Origin of the sequence: Streptococcus oralis ATCC 35037, assembly GCF_900637025.1 — a bacterium.
Lineage (GTDB): Bacteria > Bacillota > Bacilli > Lactobacillales > Streptococcaceae > Streptococcus > Streptococcus oralis.
In genome coordinates this window covers 926,518-947,001 of the sequence record NZ_LR134336.1, presented here as the reverse complement: position 1 = coordinate 947,001, position 20,484 = coordinate 926,518, and the positions used below count along the sequence as shown (strand labels likewise).

Annotated in this window: 16 protein-coding genes; 3 read left to right on the top strand and 13 right to left on the bottom strand. The window is 41.7% G+C overall.

The window, feature by feature from the left end:
* Positions 1–7: 7 nt before the first annotated feature.
* The 4 genes from addA to EL140_RS04810 all read right to left on the bottom strand — a co-directional run bounded on the left by addA (position 8) and on the right by EL140_RS04810 (position 7,913).
* Positions 8–3,661, bottom strand: a complete 3,654-nt coding sequence (gene addA, locus EL140_RS04825) for a helicase-exonuclease AddAB subunit AddA (protein ID WP_000802719.1) — start codon at positions 3,659–3,661, stop codon at positions 8–10.
* Positions 3,658–6,933 (bottom strand): ATP-dependent nuclease subunit B, encoded by a 3,276-nt coding sequence (gene rexB, locus EL140_RS04820; protein ID WP_000772320.1) that lies wholly within the window; start codon positions 6,931–6,933, stop codon positions 3,658–3,660. The genes addA and rexB overlap by 4 nt, the downstream gene beginning before the upstream one ends.
* A gap of 106 nt (positions 6,934–7,039) precedes the next feature.
* Positions 7,040–7,459, bottom strand: a complete 420-nt coding sequence (locus tag EL140_RS04815) for an EVE domain-containing protein (RefSeq protein ID WP_001138501.1) — start codon at positions 7,457–7,459, stop codon at positions 7,040–7,042.
* On the bottom strand, positions 7,452–7,913 hold the full coding sequence (locus tag EL140_RS04810) for a MarR family winged helix-turn-helix transcriptional regulator (RefSeq protein WP_000170425.1): 462 nt from the start codon (positions 7,911–7,913) through the stop codon (positions 7,452–7,454). The genes EL140_RS04815 and EL140_RS04810 overlap by 8 nt, the downstream gene beginning before the upstream one ends.
* 146 nt (positions 7,914–8,059) lie before the next feature.
* On the opposite strand from EL140_RS04810, the gene EL140_RS04805 reads away from it, so the two are divergent.
* The 3 genes from EL140_RS04805 (at position 8,060) to EL140_RS04795 (ending at position 10,683) form a co-directional block, all read left to right on the top strand.
* Positions 8,060–8,869, top strand: coding sequence for a Cof-type HAD-IIB family hydrolase (locus tag EL140_RS04805; protein WP_000593587.1), 810 nt, complete (start codon positions 8,060–8,062; stop codon positions 8,867–8,869).
* A gap of 142 nt (positions 8,870–9,011) precedes the next feature.
* Positions 9,012–9,920, top strand: coding sequence for an ATP-binding cassette domain-containing protein (locus EL140_RS04800; protein WP_000859679.1), 909 nt, complete (start codon positions 9,012–9,014; stop codon positions 9,918–9,920).
* A gap of 10 nt (positions 9,921–9,930) precedes the next feature.
* Positions 9,931–10,683: an ABC transporter permease gene (locus EL140_RS04795; RefSeq protein ID WP_000581965.1), complete on the top strand. Its 753-nt coding sequence runs from the start codon at positions 9,931–9,933 to the stop codon at positions 10,681–10,683.
* A 38-nt stretch (positions 10,684–10,721) separates the two neighbouring features.
* On the opposite strand, the gene EL140_RS04790 is transcribed toward EL140_RS04795, so the two are convergent.
* From EL140_RS04790 to EL140_RS04750, 9 genes are all read right to left on the bottom strand, one after another.
* Positions 10,722–11,600: a sensor histidine kinase gene (locus EL140_RS04790; protein ID WP_000639367.1), complete on the bottom strand. Its 879-nt coding sequence runs from the start codon at positions 11,598–11,600 to the stop codon at positions 10,722–10,724.
* Entirely contained in the window at positions 11,600–12,298 is a 699-nt protein-coding gene (locus tag EL140_RS04785) for a response regulator transcription factor (RefSeq protein WP_001284151.1), read from the bottom strand. The genes EL140_RS04790 and EL140_RS04785 overlap by 1 nt, the downstream gene beginning before the upstream one ends.
* A gap of 106 nt (positions 12,299–12,404) precedes the next feature.
* Positions 12,405–13,142: a TraX family protein gene (locus tag EL140_RS04780; RefSeq protein ID WP_000759207.1), complete on the bottom strand. Its 738-nt coding sequence runs from the start codon at positions 13,140–13,142 to the stop codon at positions 12,405–12,407.
* 144 nt (positions 13,143–13,286) lie between these two features.
* Positions 13,287–14,162, bottom strand: coding sequence for an N-carbamoylputrescine amidase (aguB, locus tag EL140_RS04775; protein ID WP_001246734.1), 876 nt, complete (start codon positions 14,160–14,162; stop codon positions 13,287–13,289).
* 9 nt (positions 14,163–14,171) lie between these two features.
* Entirely contained in the window at positions 14,172–15,257 is a 1,086-nt protein-coding gene (gene aguA / locus EL140_RS04770; protein WP_000573463.1) for an agmatine deiminase, read from the bottom strand.
* Positions 15,254–16,381, bottom strand: coding sequence for a carboxynorspermidine decarboxylase (nspC, locus tag EL140_RS04765; RefSeq protein ID WP_000764385.1), 1,128 nt, complete (start codon positions 16,379–16,381; stop codon positions 15,254–15,256). The genes aguA and nspC overlap by 4 nt, the downstream gene beginning before the upstream one ends.
* Complete coding sequence (locus tag EL140_RS04760) at positions 16,381–17,640, bottom strand: saccharopine dehydrogenase family protein (protein WP_000088752.1); 1,260 nt, start codon at positions 17,638–17,640, stop codon at positions 16,381–16,383. The genes nspC and EL140_RS04760 overlap by 1 nt, the downstream gene beginning before the upstream one ends.
* On the bottom strand, positions 17,637–18,497 hold the full coding sequence (speE, locus tag EL140_RS04755) for a polyamine aminopropyltransferase (RefSeq protein ID WP_000366719.1): 861 nt from the start codon (positions 18,495–18,497) through the stop codon (positions 17,637–17,639). Before speE ends, EL140_RS04760 begins: the two co-directional genes overlap by 4 nt.
* Entirely contained in the window at positions 18,498–19,958 is a 1,461-nt protein-coding gene (locus tag EL140_RS04750) for an aminotransferase class I/II-fold pyridoxal phosphate-dependent enzyme (protein WP_000732145.1), read from the bottom strand.
* Positions 19,959–20,484 lie beyond the last annotated feature (526 nt).

Sequence of the window (20,484 nt, the reverse complement as noted above, 5' to 3'; positions counted from 1 at the left end):
TTCTAGGTTATACTTTTACAACTTGAACCTCGTCTTTGCCGAGCAAAATCAAGTATTTTTCTATGTTTTCAATCGAATAGGCTCTAGATAAAGCCTCTCCGTATAAGGCTAACTGACCACGATAGCGGTCTATGAGTTGACTTGGTTCATCGTAACGGTCTGTTTTGTAGTCGAAAAGAACGATGCGATCCTCATAAAGCAGATAGCCATCCAAGATTCCACGGACAACGAAATCTTCCTTACTCTTTTGATCTTTTTTGAGCATGGAGAAAGGTTGCTCGCGGTAAAGATGGCTGGTATTAGCGAGAATTTCCTGACCAAGTGCTGTATCAAAGAAGGCAAGAATTTTAGAAAGATTGATCTTGTCTCTAACAGCTGGACTAGTCTGAACTTGTTTGAGAGTTTCTGTCAGGCTAGCAAGTGTTGGTTGCTGAATGAGGTCAATTCTTTGCATGAGTTCGTGGGTTGCACTACCAATCTCAGCTCCAGTTACCTTTTCTTTAGTTGAAAAATCTGGTAAATCAAAGCTGATTTTCTTTTCCGATGATTGAGTTTGGTTAGTAATTTCTACCCCTTCCATATCCATAACCGGTTCGTAGAATTTCTTGATTTGGCTTGGGGTTTGAACACTTGGTAGTTCAATGGCTGCGCGGTGAAGAGTATTATAAACTTCCACCTCTTTCAGCATTTCCAAAGCTTCTTTGATAGTTTCTGACTGGCGATTGTCTGCTTGAGAGCTATCTTGGAGAGGGCTCTTGTTTTCCAATTGACCAATAGCTTCTCTAGTCAACAGGTCTTCACCAACAAAACGATAGCTAAAGTTGAGATTGTCCTTGGTAAATACTTTACTGATAGCCCAGACCCAATCTTGGAAATTTCTTGCTTGCAGTCTGGTATTGCTATCTAATTTTCCATTGTTTGCTGCTGGGTATTCCTTGGCTTCTAGCTTTTCGCGAGAGCCCTTGCCAACAAGATAGAGCTTTTTCTCAGCCCTTGTCATGGCAACATACAGCAGACGCATCTGCTCTGAATAGCTAGCCAGTTGCAGTTCTTTCTCATTCTGCGTATAGGTCAGGCTAGGAATGGAGAGTTTGATGGTTTTAGGATAGTGTGCTTCCACTGCTCCTGTTTCCACCTTGGCAATGTATTTGACACCAAGCCCATTTTGACGGCTGAGAATGACGTCTGACATCGAGTCTTGCTTGTTGAAGTCCTGATCCATGTTGAGGATAAAGACATAAGGAAACTCCAGTCCTTTGCTCTTGTGAATGGTCAAGAGTTCCACAGCATCTTTAGGCGGTGCGACGGCTACACTTGCGAGATCGTGCTGGACTTCTAGGACTTGGTCAATCATACGGATAAAACGAGACAAGCCCTTGAAATTACTCTTTTCAAACTGGTCAGCTCGTAGAGCTAGGGCATAGAGATTGGCCTGTCTAGCTGGACCGTTTGGCAGGGCTCCAACATAGTCATAGTAAAAACGGTCGTTGTAAATCTTCCAAATCAAGTCATAGAGAGAGTGGGTTTTGGCATACAAGCGCCAAGAATCCAAAATATCCATGAATTGATTGAGTTTTTCAGCTAGAGCTGTATAAATCAAGTTTTTCTGACTTGTTGCCAGTTTTTGAGCATTGACCAGTTTCTCATAGAGATTTTCTTGGGCCTTATCTTCTATTTTCTGAAGGGACAAGCGTGCCAACTCGTCCTCATCGAAACTAAACATAGGAGACTTCATCAGAGCTACCAAGGCATAGTCTTGCAGGGGATTGTGAATGACGCGCAGGGTGTCCAGCATGACTTGTACTTCTAGGGATTGGAGGTAGTTGTTTTGCTCACCGTCGGTTTTAACTGGAATTCCGTACTCAGACAGGGCAAGTAGAATCTGGTCATTTCGACTGCGACTGGAAGTCAAAAGGGCAATTTCCTTAAAGGCTACACCTTTCTCTTGATGGAGCTTCAAGATTTCCTTGATGACCAGACGCATTTCCCCAGTTAGTTTCGATTCTGTTTGGCTCTCTTCCTCCTCTTGCCCACTATCGTCCTTATCGTAGAGGAGAAATTCTGCCTTGTTGTCTGGATTAGGAGCCAGCTTGGTATTAGCAAAAACAAGCTGGTGCATGCTATCATAGTTGATTTCGCCGACCTCTTGGTCCATAAGACGTCCAAAAACATCATTGGTTGCTGATAGCACTTCTGAACTGCTACGGAAATTTTCCTTGAGGAGTATCAACTTACCCTCTTTAGGATTTTGCGCATAGCGTTGAAATTTTTCATTGAAAATTTGGGGATCTGCCTGACGGAAACGGTAGATAGACTGCTTGATATCTCCCACCATAAAGCGATTGTGACCATTCGACAGCAATTCCAGCATCCGTTCTTGAATGTGGTTAGTATCCTGATACTCATCGACCATGACTTCGTGGAATCGTTCCTGATAAGCCTCGCGGACTTGTGGGAAATTCTCTAAAATCTCAATGGTGTAATGACTAATATCAGCAAATTCAAAGGCATTTTCTTGGCGTTTACGTTCACGATAAGCCTCCACAAAATCACTCATAAAGGTTTGGAAGGTTTTAGCTAGATCCCAGGTATCTTTATGATAACGCCCTTGATAGTCGAGAATGGTTATCTGATCTAACAGTTGTCCTAGTTTAGCAAACTGGGTCTTTCTCTCATCGTTATAGGCATCAGCCAGTGGTTTTAAATCGGCCTTACGACTGGAGTTAGCCAGAGCTCGACCATTTTTCTCCTTCGAGATGGCGACAACACGAGAAAGCACTGCTTGATAAGCCTGGCTATCGGACTCTTGATTTAAGGAGCTAATTTCATCCAGAACCTGTTGAACAGCTTCTAAATAGGCAGCTTTTGGAAACTCCTTGGCATCGTTATCCAGATGATAACGGAAGAAACTTTCCATGTCCCAAAGCGCCTGCTTGATTTGCTCAGTTTGTTTGTCTTTTTCATTTGCAAAGTCAGCTTTTTCAAACCCTTTGAGGAAAGACCCGTTCAGCCATTTTTGGGGACTGCTGGTGGATTGAAGGAAATCATAGATTTTGTAGACTTGCTGGCGCAGACCACGTTCATCCTTGCCACGCCCAGCAAAGTTCTTCACCAAACGGCTAAATTTCTCTTTATTCTCACCTTGGTAATGGTCTTCAAACACCTGATGAAAAACTTCATTTTTGAGGATTAACTGTTCACTTTCATTTTGCAAAATACGGAAGTTCGGTGCGATATCAATCAGATAACCATGCTTGCCAAGGAATTTTTGTGTGAAGGAGTCCATGGTTCCGATGGCAGCGTTTGGCAGGTCTGCCAACTGGCGTCCCAAGTGTTGTTTGAGATCGACATCGTTACCTTCTTGGATTTGTTGGCTGATTTTTTTCTCCAAGCGTTCTTTGAGTTCTGTAGCAGCCTTGACGGTAAAGGTCGAGATAAAGAGTTGGCTGATTTCTACACCACGCGCTAACTGATCCAGAATGCGTTCGGCCATGACAAAGGTCTTCCCTGAACCAGCAGACGCTGAAACAAGGATATTTTGCCCTGCGGTATAAATGGCTTCGATTTGCTCAGCTGTTTTCTTTTGTTCCTTGTTCGAACTCGCTTCTGCTTCTTGCAGTTTTTGAATTTCTTCCTCAGTTAAAAAGGAAATGGGCTTCATCGATTCAACTCCTCTCTCATTTTTTCAAACCAAGCTTGCTTAAGTTTTTCTCCTACCAGACGCTTGCCATCAGATAAGTCTAATTTCTCAAGGAAACGGGCTTGTCCCAAGTGGTAATTTGCTTCAAATCCAGTAATGGCTTGGTGTTGCTGAACGTATGGGGCAATGCTTCTGCCATTTTCGGTATAGGGATTGATGGCGAACTGGCCTTGTAAAATCTTCTCAGCTGCCTTCTTGTAAAGATGGGCATTGTAGTCCAATAAGAGCTGGAATTCCTCGTCTGTCAGCTGGTTGGCCTTGTTTTTGTTGTAAAATTCGCCCAAGTGACTGCTTTCTTTTTCTAAAAAGAGTCCTTGGTATTTCATTGATTTGCTGACTTCTACTACTGCTCCTGCCAGACTCTTAACGGTCAACAGAGATTGGACAGGTTCAGCCATTTCCAAGTACATGGCTCCGAAAAAGTCCTGCTCCCCTTCTCTTTTTAGGGCAGCAAGATAGGTAGGCAGTTGGGAATTAAGCCCATTAAAGAAATGAGGAAACTGGAACTGAGTCAGACTAGACTTGTAGTCCACCACTCCCAGTGCTCCATCAGCTTTCAGGCGGTCAATACGGTCAACCTTGCCTCGCACATGGACACTCCGACCATTATCCAATTGAATAAAGGCCTGATCTTTACCACCAAATGTTGCTTCCTCTTGGATGGTTTCAATGGCTGGATTATGGCGGAGGATATGCCCAGTTGTCCGAGCAACATCAAGAAGAACTTCCTTGGTAAATTGGGCTTCCAAACTTTCTTGATAAATAGCTTCAAATTCGCGTTCTTGGCTGGTTTCCTTAATGGCTTGTTCCAAACGCTGATCAAAGGAATTTTCAGCAGGTAGTTTCAAGGCACGTTCCAAAATACGGTGCAAGAAATTCCCATGACTGCGAGCATCTGGACGCAGGCGCAATTCTTCCTGCAAACCTAAGACATAACGGAGGAAATAACTGTATTCATTGCGGTAAAACTCTGTCAAACCAGACGTAGACAGGTAAAACTCTTTGTCAGCTGGATAGAGAGCCTGCAAGGTCTCTTTCTCTAATGGCTTGCTGCTTGGGCTAGTTGGGAGTGCAGGATTTGTAAGACCTTTTTGGTCAAGTTTTTTCCCCATCACACGCGCCAGAACCTTGACAAAGGTCAAATCTTCTTCATTTTCACTAGAACCCGCCTGCTGATGATAGGAAACGAGACTAGACAAGAGACTGTGATATGAACCCATATCATCCTTAGACAGACTTTTTTGATGAATCTTCTTCTCTAACCGGCTAAATCCAAAACCCACCAGTTCCTGAAGATAGGCTGATTCCTTGCTCTCATTTTCATTAAGAAGACTTGGAGCTGACAAAATCAATTGTTTACGGGCAGCATTGACTAAGGAAAGCATGGTGTAGCGATTTTTCTTGAGGTTTTCACTACTTGCAATCAGTAATTGTGCTCCCTCTTCAGTCGCTTGGTTTAGGCTTTGTCTTTCTTCGTCTGTTAACAGGCTGGTGTTTTGCGCAATTTTTGGTAAATGATCCTGAGTCAGCCCGATGGCGTAGACAAAGTCAGCGGTCATAGGTGCAATCAAATCATAACTCTGCACCAGAACAGTATCAACAGTTGCTGGAATGGTGCGATACTGGGACAAACTCATCCCAGAATGAAGCAAGGACAGGAAGTCCTCTAGACTAACTTGTGAACCGGCAAAAACGGTCGCAAATTGTTCTAAAACATGGCAGAAGGCTTTCCAAACTTCGGCTTGTCTTTCCTGTTCTAGAGTTTCCATAGTAGCTGTCAATTCTTGCATCTGCTTGCTTAAAGCAGCATTTTTTAGAAAAGCATTCCACTTTTGCAAGAGATTTTCAGCCTTTTGTTTTCGACTGGCAAATAAGGTTTCAAGTGGCGCCAAAACGCGCAGACGAAGAGAATTTAAACGCTCTAAATCAAATTTTCCATGGTGGGATTTGGTAAAGGTCTGCTGATAAGATGGCAAGCCATTGATACCAAGATAGCGGAGATATTGCTCAAAAGCATCAATATCCGCTTGGCTAAGGTCAGTATACAGACCAGTTCTGAGGAGATTAATCAAATCCTCCTGACGAAAACGGTAGCGTTTCAAACGCAAAATAGATTCGGCATACTGGGTTAAGGGATGATGGGACATGGATTCACTTCTACCAAGATAGAAAGGAATCTGGTACTGGTCAAAAATAGTTTTCAGTGATAGCCGGTAAGATGCCACATCCCCCAGCAAAATACGGAAATTCTTGTAACTCAGTTCTGGATGGTCATGTAATTTCTGACGAATGCTACGCGCTACTAACTCCAACTCCTCTTTTTGCGTCAAGCAGGACCAGATTTGCAGATTTTCACGATCCTTCTCATCAACATCTAAAGCGAGTTCTGAAAAGTCATAAGAAGACTCTAGCAAACGAGAAGCCTTGTCAAAACTATCCATTTTCTCATGAGTCTGAGAACGATCCTGAGCAGGTGTTTGGTATTTTGCCCCCAAATGATGAAGAAATTCCACACTGGCTTGATAGAGATTACCTTCAGTGAACGGACTGATATAGGCTTTCTTGCTTGCATAAGCACCAATGACAATCTCGACACCTTTTCGATGAAGCAGATCCACTACACGCTCTTCCTCGGCAGAAAAACGGGTAAATCCATCAATAACCAAGGCAATCTGACTGAAATCACTGCTTACCTTGTCATTCTCAATAGCCTCAATCAAATGGGACAGCTGACTTCCCTGAGCCAACTGACCTTGATTAAGATAGGCTGTTACTTTCTCAAAAATCAAGAGTAAATCTGCTCGTTTATCCTCATCAGTCAAACTTTCCAAGTCCAAAAAGCTCATCTGAGCAGTCGTCATCTCATGATAAAGTTCCATCAACTGCTGGATAAATTGAGGATCCTGCTTAATCGCACCATAAACACGCAAGTCCTTGGGATCGAGTTCGGCAAGGCATTTATAAAAAGTCATCCCAAGCCCGATGTCATCAAGACTCGTCTTAGCTGGCAAGTCATTCAAGACCAGGTAACGAGCCATTTGAGCGAAACGCGTAACGGTAATCGCAAAAGAAGCCTGCTGGGACAAGCATTCCAGCACGGCACGTTCCTTTTCAAATGAAAGAGAGTTGGGGGCGATGTAGAAAACCCGCTTGCCTGCAGCAACTAGCTCTTCTGCCTCTCTCGTTAAAATTTCAGTCAAAGAAGTCCGAATATCAGTATAAAGTAATTTCATCTCAGCCTCGTTTGCTTTATCAAAGTTTCTTACTCTATTATAGCAAAGTTCGCTTCACAGTCCAAATCCAAAATTCTAGTTGACAATCATTTAATTAGCAAATCAATCATCCTTCATCATCCACTTTCATATGCTGAAAGATATAGAGAAAAAAGTCTTTGGAAACTTCAAAATGCCCATAACGAAGTCGAGAAGTATAGTCTTTCCATTCAGGATGTTGTCTGGCTACTTCTATGGAACAATCTTTGACTGGCTGATAATACTCAACATTTCGTCTAAAGGGAAAGAATCCTTCGAATTGCTCTACTTGATAGGCCTTATCGTCTATAATTTTACCTACGGCCACAAAAGCCTGTAACTTATCTTGACCATTCATATCGTATTTTGGGCTATAGTATAAAAGGTAGTCTCCTTTTTTCATACGATTTAAGGGTCCGCTCTTTCCATGACAGACCTGACAAAAATTTCCTTCAACTCCTCTTAAAACATGGTTCTGCGAAACAACTCCTACCCAATATCTAGGCATTTTTATCCTCCAACTCTACTAAAAAGCGATTAAAAACTTCTCTATCGTTAGATAGTTTTTCAAAAAATTCTTCATCAACACCTTCTACTAAAGGTAAAGCTTGATTGACCTTCTCCGCGCCAGACTTCGTCACTGAGACCAGTTTTGCCCGACTATCCTTTGGATGTTGATCACGTTTAATGTAGTCTTTCTTCTCCAGTAGCCTAACAATCTGGGAAACCGTCATAACATCCATACCAGTGAACCGTGCGATATCAACTTGCGTTACATATTCCTCTCTATTGCTCAGAAACAAGAGCGAAGTCAAAACGATAAACTGAGGCAAAGTGAGGTCAACTGATTTCAAAACTCTTTTTAAGTTGCTTTCCCATTTGTTGTAGACTTTGATGAAAAGAAGACCTGTAGACTCTGTTTCATCATTTTTGTAAATTGAATTAAAGTGATACTTTGTCATTATTTCTCCTTAAATATTAAGTATACATATTATATAAGAATTTACTTTGTTTTTCAAGAAAAGGAAAGTCAAATGTTACAATTCTGTCAGACATTTTATAGTCTATATGCTATAATAAAAGCAAAACACCTAGAAAAGGAAGTCTTATGATTAAACTACTTGCCTTGGATATGGACGGAACCCTCCTTAACGAAGCCAAGGAAATCCCGCAAGCCCACATCACTGCCATTCACCAAGCTATTGAAAAAGGTGTCAAACTGGTTCTCTGTACAGGTCGCCCGCTTTTCGGTGTCCTTCCCTACTATAAAAAACTAGGACTGGACCTCCAGAATGAGTACGTCATTGTCAATAATGGTTGTTCAACTCACCAGACCAGTGACTGGGGTCTAGTTGACTGGCAAGAACTCAGTCCAGCTGACATTGAATACCTATATGACTTAGCAGAAAAAAGCGACGTCCAGTTAACTCTTTTTGATGAGGAACATTATTTTGTTCTCGGTGGCAAGCCTAATCAAATCGTTCAAAATGATGCCAAGCTCGTCTTTTCAGACCTGACTGAAATCTCCCTTGAGGACGCGACTAGTGGCAAGTATCGGATGTTCCAAGGCATGTTTTTAGGAACAAAAGAGCAAACAGACGATTTTGAGCAGCGTTTTGCGACAGAACTATGCCAACGGTTCAGCGGTGTTCGTTCGCAGCCTGTCATTTATGAAGCTATGCCACTTGGAACAACAAAGGCTACTGCTCTTTCTCGACTAGCAGCGATTTTGAAGATCGAGCCCTCAGAAATTATGGCCATGGGCGATGCCAATAACGATATCGAAATGCTTCAGTTTGCAGGACTTGGCATTGCTATGGGAAATGCCAGCGACCATGTCAAATCCTTAGCCAATGACGTTACAACCAGCAACGAAGAAGACGGCGTTGCGCGTGCCATTGAGAAGTATATTTTATAATTGAGAAGCCCAGTTCATGTCAACTGGGTTTTGTTTCTTTTAAGAATTACAAAACTTTAGAAACTCTTTAGAATTACTTGATGTTTCTTTGATTTCTATAGCTTATACTAAAGTTAGAAAAATAAATCAAAAGGAGAAAATCATGAAAACAGTACTCGAAATTCATGGACTGACCAAACAATTCGGCCAACAAGCTATTCTTCAAGATCTTAGTCTAACCATAAAAGAGGGAGATATTTATGGTCTAATTGGAAAAAATGGAGCAGGTAAAACTACTCTTATTAAAATCATTACACAATTATTGTTTGCTGACAAAGGTACAGTTTCCCTCTTTTCTAGCCAAGAAGAAAATGAGTGGACCAAGGCTTTATCTCGAGTTGGTTCTGTTATCGAATCACCTGTAGCTCACAATCACTTGACAGCTTATCAAAACCTTAAATATTATTGTATGATACGTCATATTCCAAATGCTGATAAGGTGATTCATGAAACCTTGGACTATGTTGGCTTGTCAGATACAGGGAAAAAAGTCTTTCGTGATTTCTCACTAGGAATGAAACAAAGGCTTGGCATCGCCATTGCCCTCCTATCCAAACCCGACTTCCTGATTCTTGATGAACCTATTAATGGTCTCGATCCGATTGGAATCAAAGAATTTCGTCTCATGATCCAGCGACTCAATCAAGAAAAAGGAATAACTATCCTCATCTCTAGCCATATCTTGTCAGAACTCTATCTCTTAGCTAATCGCTTTGGTATTCTGGATCAAGGTAAGATTATCCGTGAAATCAGTAAAGCTGAATTTGAAACACTGAGTGAGGATTATATTGTGCTTAAAACAAGCGATAAAGAAAGAGCTTGTCAGGTATTGAAAGAACAAATCCAGCTCCAGTGTAAGGTTGTCAATCCTGACAATGAAATCCATATCTTTGGTAATGAACAAGATGTCAAACAGATTCTTAAGCAACTAACTTTGTCCGATGTTGCTATTGATGAGATATACTTTGCCCGTCAAAACCTAGAAGAATACTTCACACAATTGGTAGAATAGGAGAAAAATCATGATACATACCATTCAAGCAGATTTTTACCGTCTTTTCCGCTCCAAAGGATTTTGGATTACAGAATTCATTCTCTTTGTCCTCTTGCTAATGGGTGCCACTATCGGGGCTACAGGACATTTAATGTCAGTAAATACAACACCACCAGAGACTCCTACCCATGGTTGGAATGGGATAGAAGCTCTAATCAATGCGTCTAGCAATGATTCAAACCTCGTTTTTCTCTGCATTATACTAACATGTTTAGTTCTCGGAGTGGATTTAATCGGCAAGCTTTATAAAAATAGTTTGACAGTCGGTGTTTCTCGCACAGAATTTTTCCTTGCTAAATTCTTTGTTCTAGCAAGTATCGCTCTCTTACAACTCATCGCCAGCCTTGTGATTGCTTTTGTTCCCGCGACTCTATTAAACGGACTTGGTACGATACCTGATGGTTTTATTGCTAATCTCCTCTTAATGATTTTCCTTCAATTTCTCTGCCTCCTCGCCTGGCTTTCGATTATTTCCTTTATTCTCTATGTGACTCACTCCTATCTTGCCGTATTTATCGGCTATCTAGTTACCTCTATCATCCTTTCTATGCCAATGCTTATCTTTCCAAATATCGAAATTTTACGATATCTGAGCTTAAATTTTGCCTATGCCATGACTGCTGATAGTCAAGCTATTCTCTATACCATCACGGTTTGCATCGCTATCATACTTTTCTTCTCTCTTAGTGGCCTTACCGTTTTCAAGAAGAAGAGCTTATAAAAAGGACCTCCTCTAGGATATAGAGGAGGTTTCTTCTGTTAAAGATAAATAAAGACCGAAAACCATTCTCCATCAGTGGCTAGCTTCATATCCGCTCCAAGAAGATGAACTAATTCCTCAGTAATATAGAGACCTAAACCAGAGGATTCTTCAGTATCCGACATATTTTCAGAATAAAAACGATTGCTGAGATTGTCTATATTCTTGATAGTTTTTTTGACTAGATTAGCAATTTCCAAAACAAGCCTATTTTCTTCCTTTTTCAAAGAAAGTCGTGCCTTCTCCTTACCGTGCTTGAGAACATTTCCAAGGAGGTTTTGTATAATTCGATCAAGCAAGTCCTCATCAGTCGCCGTTTTCAATCCTGGTTCAACATTAAAATCAAGAATAATCTGTAAAGATTGAAAAACGTCGTAATAAGCTAAAGTCTTTTTCGTTATAAAAGTTGATAAATCAAGTTCTTCCAGTTTCGGTTTGACTGCTCCTTCCATCAAATGACGGTATTCTAGGAGGGCCTCCAAACGTTTGGAAACCAGTTCCTGATGATGGGCTATTTTGCTTAAAGTTTCCTGACTATTATCGGGATGTTTTATTAGTTGTTGAGTATATCCTGAAGCGATTGTTAAAGGTGTCCGAATATCATGAGCAATGTTACTGATTGCCATATCTAGGGTGCGTTTTTCACGCTTCATGATTAGTTGGTTTTGCTCCACTTCTTGAAATAGATTCTCAATTTGGTTATGTAGACGCAAAATGGTCTTTGAAAAGAAATTTACACCGATCCTCTTCATGCTACCAGAGCGAATCTTTTCTTCAATTTGTCTGCTTAAATCTCTAATTGCTATATGATAGCGAATCAAAAAAATCGCCAAAATAATATTAGTAAGGAGCAATATAGATATCAAAATGTAAATCATTACTTATCTCCTTTTAATCGAACACCAACTCCCCAAATGGTTTCGATGTACTCGTGATTTGGATCCAGTTGATGCAGTTTTTTACGGAGATTGCTTAGATGGGTGTTGAGCGTATTGTCTCCAGGCAGGTAACTTTCTTCCCAAATCAATTCATAGAGTTCTTCTTTGGTGAAGATCTTTTTAGGATGCTGGAGCAACATTTGGAGAATCTGACACTCTTTCTTTGCAAGGCGAATGGTTTCAGTTGCGTTACTTATTTCAAAACTATCCGCATCAAACTGGATATTTTTAAAGCTTTGTACGAGGTTATCAATTTCTCTTCGATCTTCTGACTGATGTTCACCACTTTGGCGTAATTGCACAGTGACTCTGGCAAAGACTTCGTCCAAATCAAAAGGTTTTACTACATAATCATTGGCACCATCTAGGAGATATTGGCTGATGAGCTTTTTATCACCCAAAGCAGTGAGCATGATGACCGGAGTCTGACTCGTTTGTCGAATAGCTTGCAAGACTTGGTCACCATTTTTCCCAGGTAGCATGATATCTAGCAAGACGAGATCGATGCCACCTTTGTCAAATTGCATGATACCTTCTGTCCCAGAAAATGCTTGAATCACCTCGTGTTCCTCTGTAAGAAGGGTTCTTAAAATTTCCTGGATTTCATTATTATCTTCAACTACAAGTATGTTCGCCATAAACCTCGTCCTTTCTAAAACTATTATAACATGTTTTATTAGGAAATCCAGATACAGAAAAGCTCCTCTCACATTTTAAGCAAGAAGGAGCTAATGGATATTGAATCTACTTAACCAAATAGGCAATCAAGGCTATAATCCATAGATGAGCTGGGTAGAAAATATAAAAGAAATATTTACTCCAACTAGTTTCTTTTCCTCGCTGTCCATTATACAAGGCAATAAAAGGAAATACGGTGATAAAGAGCCAGTCAGAATTGAAAAGCATCATTTCCAGTGTTTGGTACCATGTGTCGTAGATTTGGATGGAAGTCACTAACAAGAAGGCCCACAGAAAGGCATAGAGGAGATTTCGCAAGCCCTTACGATTTCGGCAAGAGTAACTAATCAAGAGAAATGGTAGCATGGTGATACCACCCTCGGTAAAAAGACAACCGAAAATCAAGAGCCCAGCAAGCCCAATCCGACGCCACAACTTCTCTTTTTTATCCAGCTCTTTTCTGGGAAAACCAATCCAAAGCATGGTGACACCGATGGCCAAAGTCAGGAAAATGTTATTATTGACCATTACTCCTTTGGATGCAAATAGGGCATTGAGGAGGCTATTTCCAGCAAACATGATCAGCGCCCAACTCCAAAGGCGGATGAGGTAGTTTTTCAAATTTCGAGTATGGATGAATCCTTCCATAGCCATATATGCAAACCAAACTCCCACACAACGGGTCAAGGCGTGAAAGATACCTTCCCACAGAGGAGAAACGATCCCGGTAATATGCGGAATATGATCTAGAACCATTACTGCCGCCATCAGATACTTCAACTGCGTCGCATTCCATTTTTTCATAATAAACCTCTTTCTTTTTGATCTACATAGAGTATAGCATACATTTCCACGTATAATCGTACACCCATCTTACATTTAAAAAGCCTATCTTACATTTTTGTAAGATAGGCGTGAATATCAAAAAATGATTATGAAATGTATCTTCTAGTCCATAATCCGTTGATACATTTCTGGTCTTCTATCTCGAAACAGTCCCCAATTTAGGCGCTCGCTTGCTCCCTTGTCTAGGTCATAAGTAGCTAACAGAACAGCTTCTTCTTGTCTTTCAGCTCGTTCTAGAATAGCTCCTGTTTCATCCGTCATAAAGGACGAACCGTAGAAGTCAAGACTGGAATTTTGTCCACCATTTTCCTCACTAGGAGTGACTTCTTCCAAACCGTAACGATTGGCTGCAATGACTGGGACAATATTAGCTGCTGCGTGACCTTGCATAGTACGTTGCCAGTGACCACAACTATCTGTATCCAAAATTGGCTCTGAACCAATAGCTGTTGGGTAAAAAAGCAATTCTGCCCCATTCAATGCAAGACAACGGGCTGTTTCAGGGAACCATTGATCCCAACAGATACCAATTCCAATCTTAGCATAACGAGTGTCCCAGACCTTGAAACCTGTGTTACCAGGCGTAAAGTAAAATTTTTCTTGATAATAATGGTCATCTGGTATGTGGGTCTTCCGATAAACGCCCAGCACCTCTCCATCTGCATCAATGACGGCGATTGAGTTATACAAGACATTGCCATCTTTTTCGTAGAAACTAATCGGCAGAACAACCTGTAGTTCCTTAGCAATCACTTTAAAATGCTGAATGGCTGTATTTTCTATCACCGACTGGGCATACTGGTAGTAGTCATACTGGCGTTCCTGACAGAAATAAGGGAGTTCAAATAATTCAGGCAAGAGAATAATTTGTGCGCCTTGTTCTGCAGCTTGACGTACTAAACGCTCTGCTGTTTGGATATTTGTTGCCACATCCTTGGCACATTGCATCTGGATCGCTGCAACTCTAACATTTCTCATCTTTTTCTCCTATTCTGGGATTTGTTGGGTGATACAGTGGATATTGCCACCACCTAAGAGAATATCCCTGGCTGGTATTCCGACAACTTTTCGGTCTGGGAAACACTTGCTGAGGATATCTAGGGCAACCTGGTCGTTTACATCCTCAAATTGTGGAACTAAGACAGACTTGTTGGCAATATAGAAATTGACATAGGAAGCTGCAAGACGCTCGCCCTCATAACGCTCCTCTTCCCCATCTTCATAGGTATAACCTGGTAAATCCTCCTTAGTGACAACCTGACGAATAGTTGGGATAGGAAGCTTATGAATAGTGAAGGGACGACCTTTTGCATCCGTTTCCTTCTCTAAAAGCTCTAAATCAGCTGCTGACATGGCATACTGAGGATCATTTTGATCATCTGTCCAAGCCAAGACAAGCTCTGCAGGACCGACAAAGGCTGCAACATTATCAACGTGTTCATTGGTTTCGTCCTGATAAATACCATAAGGAAGCCAGACAACTTTTTCAGCGCCAAGATAGTTCAATAATCTTCTCTCGATTTCCTCTTTACTGAGATGAGGATTGCGACCAGCGCTTAGTAGGCAACTTTCAGTCACAAGAATGGTTCCTTGACCATCGCTATGGATTGCTCCGCCTTCCAGTACAAAAGGTTTAGCATCATAGACAGGCATTTCCAAGGCCTCAGCAAAACGACTGGCTACCTGGTTATCCTCTTCATAATCTTGATAAAGACCATCTACAGCGCCACCCCATGCATTAAAAGACCAGTCGACTGCCAACTTTTCTTTTTTATCATTGATGAGAATGGTCGGCCCAGTATCACGCGCCCAGGCATCATTAGTAGGAATATCTAAATAAACAACCTTGTCTCCTAGATAGGATTGGGCTTCAGATAGATAATCCTGCTCCACCAAAAGATAGACTCTTTCCCCTTCTGCTATGGTCTTGATAATCTGGCTAAATGCTCTTTTGGCAGCCTTTCCTTGGAAGGGCCATGAACCTGGTCGAGTCGGCCATATCATGAGGGTACCATGGTGTGGTTCGTACTCTGCTGGCATACGATAGCCTGCTTTTTTCGGAGTTTCTATCATGATAATCTCCCTTTAAAGTCTTGGTAGCCGAAGGCTTTGACTAGACTACAGTCACCTCGCTCGTCCATGAGATAGAGACTTGGCAAGCCAATACCATTAAAGGTATTATTTTTAACAAAGGAGTAGATTGCCATGTCTTCGAAATAAAGCTTATCACCTATTTGGACTGGATTTTCAAAGCTATAATCTCCAATCACGTCGCCCGTCAGACAGGTATTAGAAGAAAGCCTATAAGTATGGGCTTTTTCACGCGCATCAAATCCGTTTCTCAAAGGTGGACGATAGGGCATTTCAAGTACATCTGGCATATGGCAGGTCGCGGAGGCATCTAAAACTAAGATCTCCATACCATTTTCGACAATATCCAATACTTCAGTTGCTAGATAACCCGCATTGAGCGCAATGGCTTCCCCGGGCTCGATATAGACCTCAAGATGGTAAGTTTCTCGGATACGCTTGATTTCAGAAATCAGCAAATCCACATCGTAACCTTCTATTGTGATGTGGTGTCCGCCCCCCATATTGAGCCATTTGACCTTATGTAAGTAGGGACCAAACTGCGTTTCTACAGCTTTCAAAGTTGTCTGTAAATCATCTGCCCCCTGCTCACAAAGGGTGTGAAAATGAAGTCCGTCCACTAAATCCAACAAATCACTAGGAATTTTATCAAGTGTCACGCCAAAGCGAGAGCCAGGTGCACAAGGATCATAGAGCGCGTGATCACCTTGGGTTGAACACTGAGGGTTGAGGCGCAAGCCTACACTGATACCAGCATCTCGACAACGAGGACCATGTTTACGCAACTGTCTCTCCGAGTTAAAAACGATATGGTCCGTTATCTCAAGCAATTCCTCCATGTCCACATCCTTGAAAGCTGGCGCAAAGACATGGACTTCTCCCGGGAACTCTTCTCTAGCTAACTTGGCCTCATAGAGACCACTTGCAGTTGTACCAGAAAGATACTGGCTAATCAAAGGATAGGTTTTATAGAGGGAATAAGCCTTCTGAGCAAGTAAAACCTTGCAGCCCGCTTCTTCCTGAACTTGCTGTAAAATCCGGCAATTTTCCTCTAGTTTGGCTAAGTCAATGACGTAGGCTGGTGTTGGTACTTGTTCTAACTTCATTAGTCCACCATTTGCGGATTTTCAACCACAACCCAAGGCAAGCCATACTCATTCAAAGCTTCCATAAATGGATCTGGATCCAATTCTTCAAGATTATAAACCCCAGGTTGTTTCCAAGTACCATTCATCACTAATTTTGTCCCAATCATGGCTGGAACACCAGTCGTGTAAGAAATGGCTTGTGAACCAACTTCTGCGTAACATTCCTGATGGTCGCAAACATTGTAGATATAGATGGTCTTTTCAACACCGTCTTTGACACCTGTAAAGATACAGCCGATATTGGTTTTTCCAACAGTGCGTGGGCCAAGGCTGGCAGGATCAGGAAGCAAGGCTTTTAAGAATTGAATCGGCACAATGTCTTGTCCATTAAAGTTAATAGCATCCGTACGAAGGAGACCAACGTTTTCCAAGCATTTCATATGCGTTAGATAAGATTGACCAAAAGTCATGAAGAAACGAATACGTTTAACTCCTGGGATGTTTTTAGCCAGTGATTCAATTTCTTCGTGATGAAGGAGATACATGTCTTTTTGTCCAACTTGAGGGAAATCATACTCACGTTTGATAGACATTGCTTCAACTTCGACCCATTTTCCATCTTCCCAGTAAGAACCTGGTGCAGAAACCTCGCGTAGATTGATTTCTGGGTTAAAGTTAGTTGCAAATGGATAACCGTGGTCACCACCATTACAGTCTAAAATATCGATATAGTGGATTTCATCAAAATAATGTTTAAGGGCGTAAGCTGAAAAAACGCTGGTTACACCTGGGTCAAAGCCAGATCCAAGCAGAGCAGTCAAGCCTGCTTCTTTGAATTTTTCCTGATAAGCCCACTGCCATGAGTAGTCAAAGTAGGCTGTAAAACCAAGTTCCTTGCAGCGTTTTTCGTAGATGGCACGCCACTCAGGATCTTCTGTATCCTCTGCCTCGTAGTTAGCTGTGTCGATATAGTGAACTCCAGTCGCTAAACAAGCATCCATAATGGTCAAGTCTTGGTATGGTAAAGCTACGTTCAAAACGGCTTCTGGCTTGTAGCTTTCAATCAAGGCAACCACTTCTTCTACCTTGTCTGCATCAAGAGCAGCTGTCTCAATCTTAGTACTTGTTTTGCCTTCTAGTTTAGCTTTCAAGTCATCACATTTTGACTTGGTACGGCTAGCAATCATAATTTCTTTAAAGGTTTCGCTATCTTGGCAAATCTTTGAAATAGCAACTTGGGCAACGCCCCCACATCCAATAACTAATAAACGACTCATTTTTTTCCTTCCTCTTCTTCTAAAATGTCTTCTACATACTTGGGCAACATAAAGGCCCCCACATGTAAGTTTGCAGTGTAGTATTCTGTGAAAAGCTGGCGTTTTCTCCAGCCTTCCTTGTCAAAATCTTTGACAGGGTGGTATTTTTTCGATGCAAATCCAAACAGCCAATAGCCAGCTGGACTGGTTGGGATGTGTGCCTGATAAACACGGCTAATTGGAAAGGCTTGATTGACCTTGCGGTGCATACTTCGGCAAGCTGACTCATCTTCGTCAAAGAAAGGACTCCCATGCTGGTAAATCATGATCCCGTCTTCCTTCAGAGCTCTGTAACTGTTACCGTAAAATTCCTTGGTAAAGAGCCCTTCCGTATGTCCAAATGGATCTGTCGCATCGTTGATAATGATATCGTAATCATCCTCACAGTTTCGTAAAAAGCGTAAACCATTTTGGTAGTAAATGGTAACACGAGGATCATCTAGCCCTGCAGCAAAGTCTGGGAAATACTCACGACAAACCTCAACCAACATCTCATCTGGTTCTACAATATCGATTTGTTCCAATTCTGGATAGAGGGTTAATACTTGGGCAACACCGCCGTCACCACCCCCAATAACCAAGACTTTCTTTGGATTTGGGTGGACAGCCATGGGAACGTGGACCGTCATTTCGTTGTAGACAAAATCATCCGCATCTGAAAACAAGACGTGCCCATTTAAAATCAGTATTTTCCCAAAAGCTGGCGTATCTAATACTTCGATATCCTGCCATTCACTCTTACCAGCGTAGAGTTGCTTGGCTGTTCTCAGGGACAATTTCACATCTGGAGTATGAACTTCAGAAAACCATAAATCCATCTAGTTCTCCTTTCTCTTAATGACGTTGATGTGATTGACATCTGGATCTTCCGTTCCTTGGAGGGAGCAACCACGTTCTTTGGCAAATTGGATATAATCCACAATCTCTCGTGTAATCCGTTCACCTGGTGCTAGGATTGGGATGCCTGGAGGATAGCACATGACAAATTCCCCACAGACATGTCCAACAGAATCAGCCAAGGTCAAACTTTTTCTCTCTGAATAAAAGGCTTCTTGTGGAGACAGCACTAACTCGGGCTGGATATATTCTCCAGCAATCAAATCTTTTCCATCTCTTGAGTAGAGTCTCTTGATATCCGCCAAAGCACCGACCAAACGTTCGATGTCTTGGATGCGGTCACCAATCGAAATATAAGCTAAGATATTCCCAATATCACCAAATTCGATCTGAATATCGTATTCGTCTCGCAGGAGGTCATAAACTTCGATACCTGTTAAGCCAATCCCCTGAGTGTAAACTGACAGCTTGGTCACGTCAAAATCACAGACCGAAACACCGTCTATGAGCTCTTTTGAGTAGGCATAGTAACCACCGATAGCATTGATTTCACGACGAGCGTATTCGGATAGCTCAATGACTTTCTCAAAAGACTCTTTGCCACGAAGGGCTAAGTTACGACGTGAAATATCCAGACTAGCCATCAACAAGTAAGATGCTGATGTTGACTGGGTCAGGTTGATAATCTGACGAACGTACTCAGGATTCATCTGCTCCCCGATAAGCAGGATGGAGCTCTGGGTCAAACTCCCACCAGACTTATGCATAGAGACCGCCGCCATATCAGCTCCAGCATCCATAGCAGATAGTGGCAATTTATCTGTAAAATGCAAATGCGCTCCATGGGCTTCATCTACTAAAACCATCATGCCAGCTTCGTGAGCCATTTCCGTTAAACCCTTGAGGTCTGAACAAATTCCATAGTAAGTAGGATTGTTAATCAAAATAGCCTTGGCATCTGGATGCTCCTTAATTGCCTGTGCAACACGGTCATTTTCAAGACCTAAAGCGATGCCGATTTTAGGATCTACACTCATCTCGATATAGATTGGAATGGCACCACATAGAACCAGCGCATTGATGGCAGATTTATGGACATTTCTCGGTAGAATAATCTTATCTCCTGCCTTACAGGTGGAAAGAATCATAGTCTGCACCGATGAAGTTGTTCCACCAATCATGAGAAAGGCATGGGCTGCACCAAAAGCATCTGCAGCCAATTCCTCCGCATCACGAATAATCGAAATGGGATGACCAAGATTATCCAAGGGTTTCATCGAATTGACATCAATGCCAACACATTTTTCCCCTAACAGTTCGACAAGTTCTGGATTTCCTCGTCCACGCTTGTGACCTGGCACATCAAAGGGGACAATCCTTTTCTTGCGTAGCTTGACCAAGGCCTCGTAAATTGGGGCTTGGTTTTGATCTAACTTCTTCAAGACATACTCCTTTACCGTATTTTTAGCACCTCAAGAAGATAAAGGCGACTAAAGGTTGACTTATGAAAAAAGAGCAGGTTTTCACCTGCTCTGCAATCTTCTGACGTGTGTATTTTGGTTTCTGTTGAGTATGTCTGTTCCTGATGTTTCCTAACTCTCTAGTAGCAAATATTACGTACTTTATTGATCGTTTCACAAGATGACGTGTGCTTTCACCACACTAAAATTTATGAATTAGGACAAATATCCTAACATCAACTTATAAAAGTAGGCTTTTAACCCTATCAATAATGTGGCTTTTCAACCACGCTTCGGCATTCAACCCTGCCTGTCCGTAGGCATTTTTTACTCGGGTTTATATTTGCTAGAAAACATCATCTCATTTTCTAAGCCTAATAACTATATCATGTTTATAAGAACTTGTAAAGGATTTTGTGAAACTTTTTTAAAGAATTTTGTTTTTTGTTCGCGAAATATCTTTCAACAATAAAAAGAAATCGTTTTAAGTCGTTATCTGCATAAGAAA